This window comes from Sinobaca sp. TMA16-18 (assembly GCF_059510535.1).
This window is the reverse complement of record NZ_JCAKFM010000015.1, coordinates 1-7319: the sequence shown is the minus strand read 5'-3', so window position 1 is coordinate 7319 and position 7319 is coordinate 1. Positions and strand designations below refer to the sequence as shown.

Below are 7319 nucleotides of genomic sequence, written 5' to 3'. Positions count from 1 at the left end.
AGCTGGTATTTCAGGAAAATCAGTTATTCAGACGGTTTGGGGAGTAGGTTATAAAATACTATGAAGGTTCCTAAAATAAGTCGTATTTCTGTGAAACTGGGTGCGTTTTTGTTTACTATTTTTTTCCTGCTGATTTTTATTATTAGTACCGCGGTTTATTTGTTTTTTATTAATTTTTATACACACGATACGTTGGAAGGACTCACGGAGCGGGGTGACGCCTATGCGGAAGTGTTTAATGATCATTTCAATGAAGCTATCCTATACCATGCCGGTTTGATTGAAGGGACTTCTTCTGAAATGATTATTGTTGTAAATCATGAAGGGGACATTCTGTCTGCGTCGGAAGAGGTATACCAATTAGACCCGGATTATGTAGAATCTATTCTCACCCATGGCGGTAGAGAGCATGATGCCGTCCTTTCCTCAAACTGGAAAGAAGAAGACTACTTTGTGACGCAGTCTATGACCAATCCCGACACCGAAGAAGTAAATAAAATTATTATGCTCGGTTCTACGCGTCAAGTGCAGGAAGCTGTTACTTTTCTCCAAAGTATCCTTCTTGTTGCCGGGATTTTGATGGCTGGTATAGGAGCTTTTCTTATTTTCGCGACGTCTAAAAAAATTGTCCGGCCTTTGCTGCAGACGATACATATTACAAAACAAATTTCGAAAGGAGAATACGAAAATAAACTGGAAGTGAAAGGATCAGACGAAATTTCGGAATTATCTACTTCTGTTAATCATATGTCCGATGCGATTCAACAGTACGAGCAGCAAAACAAACAGTTTTTTGCGGATATCTCCCATGAACTACGGACACCAGTGACATATTTTAAGGGGTACGTAGATGTCCTTTTATCTGATATGGTGTCCAATGAAGAAGAAAAGAAAAGATATTTACATGTTCTGCAGAATCAAAGCATTCAACTCGAACGACTGGTGCAGGACCTGTTCGACCTGTCCAGTATAGAACAGAAAGGCTTTTCTTTAGAATTATCCCGCGTGTCTTTGGAAACGATTATTATCAATTCCCTGGATTTAGTTGGTCCTTCTATCGAAGAAAGTCAGATGGAGTTGTCTTATCATCCATCACCTGTCCCTTTATACGTAGATGGAGATGCGTACCGGTTACAGCAGGTACTGGTCAACCTGCTGGAAAATGCACAAAAATACAGCGGTGAACACGCACAGATAAATGTAAAGCTATATAAAGAATCCATTCATGGGGTGATCTGTGTGTCTGATACTGGACGGGGGATCCCTGAAAAGGATCTGCCTCATATTTGGGAGCGTTTGTATCGAGTAGAAAAGTCGAGATCAAGAAGTACTGGCGGCTCTGGTCTGGGCCTGACGATTTGCAGAAAAATCATTGAGCTTCACCAGGGAGAAATATATGTAGAAAGCAGAGAAGGGGAAGGAACCAGTTTTTACATTAAACTGCCTCTGTTACATTAAATGGGTAATAGCGGGCTTAAAGCAAAACGATGAGGATTACTTTCCCTTAATAAATGACTTCTTTTTTGAAAGGTAACATAACGAGAGAACCTTTTTACCGATTTAATATTCATAGTAATGCAAGCCCCTGAAACTACTCAGGAGGCTTTTTTTATTATTGCTAAGAAATTAATCTTTTTAAAATGTTATCCTGATCGATTATAACGGATGAGCCTTTGTCAAAAATAGGTGAAGAGCCTGAAAAAAGCTGAGGGAGGAAAACCGCTGATAGCGTAGAAAATAAATAAGAATAGCTTACGTGCTGCGTGGATCTAAATAAGTTGTCTTACATTTTTGAAAAAAAGGGAGGAGGAATAAATAATAATGGGAAGTCAAAACCTGCAGTTTTATCGGCTTCAGGCGGACAGCATCGGTCTGGATCAGATGCGACAAATCAATAAGCTGTATGGCGCAGCGTTTGAAGAGGAAGAAACATATCTGCATCACAAGCCGTCCGATCAATACCTGCTCACACAACTTGCCAAGGATCACATTATCGTCTGCACCGCTGTAACGGAAGGGAGGGTGATTGCCGCACTCACCGCCTATGTGTTCGACAAACTGGAGCGGGAAACGACGGAAATATATGTCTACGATCTTGCGGTCGACGAGAATTACCGCCGGCAGAAAGCCGCGACCCGCCTGCTGCAGTTTCTTTTCCGGGAAGCTGAACAATTCGGTGTTTCTTTTATATACATTCAGGCAGACAAAGAAGATAAACCGGCCGTGGCGCTGTATGAATCCCTGGGTGTAAAAGAAGATGTGTTTCATTTTGATATTTATACAAAGTCAGGTGATATTTCATCATAAAACCAGGTGGTGCATATGAAGCAGTTATTGCCCCCTAATCGGTCTTTCGCATAAGTGGGGTTGGCGTTCAGCCTCTGTCAGCATGAGGAGACATGTTTTCCAACCCCGCCCGGGTAATCTGCGAGCCGATCCGGCCGCGTCCTTTTGCCACAAGGCCGTGCTGGTGAAGCTCATTGATCCGCAGGCGTATCTGCTGCAGGCTTAACGCCGGTATTTCATCTGCCAGCTGCTTGAGGCTTTTTCGTTCGTTTGAAGCAAGAGCCGCCAGAAGGCTTTCGTGCTCTCGTGTCAGAAAGGTAGAATCGGAAACGGAGCGCACAGCTTCAGGCAGATCCTCCGGCTGTATTTCTCCGCTGCTGAGCGTAACGGCATAGGCTAGGCAGCTTTTTAATTCACGAATATTACCGGGCCACGAGTGTGACTCAAGCACATGGAGTGTTTCGCTGGAAATCGTCCGGTCGGGGGGAAGAAATTCTTCAATAAGCAGACGCAGGTCTTTCTTACGGCTGCGCAGGGGCGGAATCATCAATGGAAGCACCTGCAGGCGGTAAAATAAATCCTTGCGGAACGTATTGTTTTGAACTTCTTTTTTTAACGTTTTATTTGTAGCTGTCACAATCCGGACTTCTACGGATATGTTACGGTCCCCGCCGACACGGCGTATTTCGCCTTCCTGGAGCACGCGCAGGAGCTGTCCCTGCACATTTGGGCTGAGGTCGCCGATTTCATCAAGAAACAGTGTCCCGCCGGAAGCGAGTTCAAAAAGGCCGCGGCGCCCGCCTTTTTGCGCCCCGGTAAAGGTTCCCTCCTCGTAGCCAAACAGTTCACTCAGCAGCAGGCTTTCCGTCATCGCCCCGGCGTTGACGGCGAAAAATGGACCCTGCCATACTGGTGAATTATAGTGAATCGCATGAGCAAAAAGCTCCTTTCCGACCCCGGTTTCCCCTTGAATCAACACAGGATGGGAAGAGGCGGCCATTTTTTTGGCGGCTTCCTTGGCTGCGGTCATCTGCGGATCGCGGGCGATAATATCATCAAGCGTATACTGTGGGCGGAGCCCCTGCAGCTGCGCTTTTTTAGCGGCTTGTTCCACTTCATAGGCGGCTTCTACACTTTTAATAGTTAGAATGAACCCCTCAAAAGACGAGGTGGTCGTTTTGTACTGCAAGTACTCCTTGTTGTTGATCGTAACGAATTTTCTGCGGTCGCTGCTCGTTAAAAAGTCTCCAATCGGCGTCTCTTTTAAAATGTCGTTTACCGGCCGGCCGAGCAGCGTTTCTTCTTTCATGCCTATCAACGCGGCCATCCGTTCGTTGGCGGCTGTAATCCGGCCCGCTTTGTTAAAAGCGAGAATGGCATCATCCATTTGATTTAAAAGTTCGTGGTAATGGGCATTCAATGCTTTCGTATGCTCTTCCTGCTGCAGCAGGTTCTGCTGCAGCTGGACAATGGTTTGTAAGTATCTTTCTGAGATAGAGGAGGCGAGCGGAAGCTGAAAAAAGGAAACAATATTAAGCAGCGTGGCCATATTAAATGGCCGGACGCCAATATCAATCACGTTTGGCACAGAAGGTGGACAGCGCTCCGGTTCCCCCGGCGTTACGGCGGTGTTGAGTTCTCCGTAATACATACGTGCCGGATCATATGGGACCGGAGTTAGATGATTAAAGCCCAGCTGGTATAAGGATTCGGCCGTCTCCTGAATCGATGTGCGGTCATCATTGACAAGAAGGATCTTTCCTTCCGGCTGCTTTAAGAGCAGGGGAAACGCCTCGGGATCAATTGTACGCGTTCCGGTCAATCCATACGTATCGAGGGCAGGGTGAAGAGTCTCCCATTCCCTGCGTACAGAAATCGAAGAAAACACAAACATGTCGGCGCGACTAATCCAGGCCGGGCTCTGCTCCTCGTCGAGCGCACAGCTTTTAATCGCCAGAAAGTCTCCAAGCAGATGAATAAGCTGGTGCAGCAGCACCTGTTCTGTTTTTTTACTCCCGGCAATGAGTGCAATCATCGAATCAACCTTTCTTTATATGTTTTTAAACAGAATAACACAACAACATATAAATAGAGTGATGAAAATAAAAACGCGCTGCTGCCCGGATGCAGCGTTGGCATTTAATTTGCATAGTAACAAGGCATAGATGAAAAGAGAGGAGCAGCGATTATGTTTAAAAAAGGTATTCAAATGCCGCACACGTTCGTTATTATATTTGGAGTCGTCGTCCTGGCGGCACTGATGACGTACTTAATACCGATGGGGATATTTGAAACAGAAGACGTTACATATGATAACCAGGGTCAGGAGGATACGCGCACGGTACTTATGCCGGAAACATTTCAGTATGAAACCGATGAAGCAGGGAATCCGCTGCGGGACGGAGTTAGTTTATTTGAGCCGTTTGGTGAAGCTGGTTTTCTGAACTATATGTTTGAAGGGCTGGTGTCGGGGGATAAATGGGGATCCGCAGTCGGGGTTGTTGCATTTATTCTTATTATTGGCGGGGCTTTTGGGATTATTATGCGTACAAAAGCAATCGATCAGGGAATCCTCGCGGTAATCGACAAAACAAAAGGCAGGGAAGCATTGCTGATTCCGGTTATGTTTTTCATTTTTTCGCTTGGCGGCGCAGTGTTTGGTATGGGGGAAGAGGCGATTGCCTTTGCGATCATCCTGGTTCCGCTTGTCATAGCGCTCGGATATGATGCGATAACAGGCGTCATGATCACATATGTAGCCACGCAGATCGGATTTGCGTCTTCGTGGATGAATCCGTTTGGTGTAGCGATTGCCCAGGGGGTATCGGACGTACCGGTCTTATCCGGGGCTCCTTTCCGCATTGTCATGTGGATCGTGTTTACCGGCGTCGGGATTGCCTACACGATGTGGTACGCCTCGAAAGTGCGGCGGGATCCGTCCAAATCGTATTCGCCTGAAGCTAATGCGTATTTCAAATCGCAGAGCAGTGCGCAGGATATTAACGGAAAATTCAAGCTTGGAGACGCGCTCGTGGTCACCACGCTCGGTCTGGGAATTGTCTGGATTGTCTGGGGAGTCGTCCGTGATGCTTATTACATTCCGGAAATTGCAACGCAGTTTTTTACAATCGGTCTGGTTGCAGGGGTAATTGGCGTCCTGTTTAAGTTAAATAATATGACGATAAACGATATAGCGGAAGGTTTCAGTGAAGGGGCGCAGCAGCTTCTTCCGGCAGCGTTGATCGTTGGAATGGCAAAAGGAATTGTGATTATCCTCGGCGGGGATGACCCGGCCGCGGCCTCTGTATTAAATACTATTTTGTATACCGCAGGCGGCCTTGTGGATAATATGCCGGAAGTCGTATCTGCTTCATTTATTCTGTTATTCCAGTCGATCATTAATTTCTTTGTTGTCTCCGGTTCGGGCCAGGCAGCATTAACAATGCCGCTGATCGCTCCGCTTTCTGACATTGCCGGCGTCACGCGGCAGGTTGCGGTTCTTGGATTTCAGCTCGGAGATGGGCTGACGAATATGATCGTTCCAACCTCGGCGGCGCTTATGGGCACACTCGGAGCAGCACGCGTCGGCTGGGGGACGTGGTTCCGGTTTATTTTTAAATTTCAGCTGCTGATGATGGCGCTGGCGCTTGCCTTTGTTATTATCGCGGTGCTCATTGACTTCTCATAACAACGACAGGAGGAATACGATGTTTACGATAATACGCGGAGCCGACGTATACGCTCCGGAACCGCTGGGCAGAAAAGATGTACTGCTCTGCGGCACGCAAATTGCCGTGGTACAGGATCGAATAGCCATTCCGGAGACGCTTGATGTACGGGTTGTGGAAGCAGAAGGGAAATACCTGGTGCCGGGGCTGGTTGACAGCCATGTGCATATTATCGGCGGCGGCGGCGAGGGGGGCCCTGCGACCCGTACGCCCGAGCTGCGGATATCGCAGGCAGTGAAAGCGGGTATTACGACAGTGGTTGGAGTGATCGGTACAGACGGCACGACCCGCACGGTAGCAGAGCTTGTGACAAAAGCAAGAGGACTGGAAGCAGAGGGCATCAGCTGTTACTGCCATGTAGGCAATTATCACATTCCGGTTCGTACAATTACAGGAGCCATAGAGGATGATATGCTGCTGATTGATCGGATTATTGGAGTCGGGGAAGTAGCAATAAGCGACCATCGTTCGTCGCAGCCGACAAAAGAGGAGCTTGCGAAAGTCGCCTCCCAGGCGAGAATCGGGGGCATGCTTTCCGGAAAAGCGGGCATTGTAAATGTGCATATTGGTGCCGGTGAAAGCAGGCTCGATCCGCTGTTTGAAGTGGCGGATACGACCGAACTGCCATTAACCAGCTTCTGCCCGACCCACGTAAATCGCACCGAAATGCTGTTCCAGGCAGGACTTGCCTTTGCTGGGCGCGGTGGAGTAATTGACTTTACGACGAGTACCATTCCGCAGTTTCTCGAGGACGGGGAAGTGAATGCACCCGAAGCTGTACGCCGGGCACTGGAAGCGGGTGTGAGTGAGGACCGCTTAACAATGACTTCCGACGGCCAGGGGAGCCTTCCGGAGTTCAATGCTGAAGGAGAGTTGATTGGCTTGACCGCAGCCGATGTTGGCAGCCTGCATCGTGCCCTTCAGTCCGCTGTTGTAGAAGAAGGTGTATCCCCGGAACAGGCGCTCAAAACCGTTACCAAAAATCCGGCCTCCGTGCTGAAGCTCCATCAAAAAGGCAGAATCGCTTCCGGCATGGACGGGGATGTACTCCTGCTGGACAGCGGTTGGAACGTAGACAGCCTTTGGGCGAAGGGCAAATGTATGATGCTGGATAAGGAAATGCTCATTCAAGATACGTTTGGGTAATAACAGGCGAAAAGACCGATCTATTTAGATCGGTCTTTTTCAGGTTGTTGAGAAATGAAAGAAACAAGGTTGTTTTTTTTCGTGGATCGTTCGATCCACGTTTTTTTTCGATTTCCCCGAAGAAAATCGTCCTCTAAGCCGCCCGTTTGGCGAGGTAGA

At 47.9% G+C, this 7319-nt stretch carries 5 protein-coding genes; 4 read left to right on the top strand and 1 reads right to left on the bottom strand.

What is annotated here, in order from left to right; all coding sequences use genetic code 11:
- Positions 1-60 precede the first annotated feature (60 nt).
- Together AC5W14_RS16665 and AC5W14_RS16660 are read left to right on the top strand one after the other, a co-directional pair.
- On the top strand, positions 61-1458 hold the full coding sequence (locus AC5W14_RS16665; RefSeq protein WP_496195025.1) for a sensor histidine kinase: 1398 nt from the start codon (positions 61-63) through the stop codon (positions 1456-1458).
- 363 nt (positions 1459-1821) lie between these two features.
- Positions 1822-2307: a GNAT family N-acetyltransferase gene (locus AC5W14_RS16660; RefSeq protein WP_496057727.1), complete on the top strand. Its 486-nt coding sequence runs from the start codon at positions 1822-1824 to the stop codon at positions 2305-2307.
- A 67-nt stretch (positions 2308-2374) separates the two neighbouring features.
- On the opposite strand, the gene AC5W14_RS16655 is transcribed toward AC5W14_RS16660, so the two are convergent.
- Positions 2375-4321 (bottom strand): sigma-54 interaction domain-containing protein, encoded by a 1947-nt coding sequence (locus tag AC5W14_RS16655; RefSeq protein WP_496195024.1) that lies wholly within the window; start codon positions 4319-4321, stop codon positions 2375-2377.
- A gap of 153 nt (positions 4322-4474) precedes the next feature.
- Between AC5W14_RS16655 and yfcC the strand changes: the two genes are divergently transcribed.
- Positions 4475-5974, top strand: coding sequence for a putative basic amino acid antiporter YfcC (yfcC, locus tag AC5W14_RS16650; protein WP_496195023.1), 1500 nt, complete (start codon positions 4475-4477; stop codon positions 5972-5974).
- A 19-nt stretch (positions 5975-5993) separates the two neighbouring features.
- Positions 5994-7160, top strand: a complete 1167-nt coding sequence (iadA, locus tag AC5W14_RS16645) for a beta-aspartyl-peptidase (RefSeq protein WP_496195022.1) — start codon at positions 5994-5996, stop codon at positions 7158-7160.
- Positions 7161-7319: the final 159 nt, after the last annotated feature.

Coding starts and splice junctions, on each gene's coding strand:
- AC5W14_RS16665 (WP_496195025.1), top strand. CDS start 61: ATGAAGGTTCCTAAAATAAGTCGTATTTCTGTGAAACTGGGTGCGTTT.
- AC5W14_RS16660 (WP_496057727.1), top strand. CDS start 1,822: ATGGGAAGTCAAAACCTGCAGTTTTATCGGCTTCAGGCGGACAGCATC.
- AC5W14_RS16655 (WP_496195024.1), bottom strand. CDS start 4,321: ATGATTGCACTCATTGCCGGGAGTAAAAAAACAGAACAGGTGCTGCTG.
- yfcC (WP_496195023.1), top strand. CDS start 4,475: ATGTTTAAAAAAGGTATTCAAATGCCGCACACGTTCGTTATTATATTT.
- iadA (WP_496195022.1), top strand. CDS start 5,994: ATGTTTACGATAATACGCGGAGCCGACGTATACGCTCCGGAACCGCTG.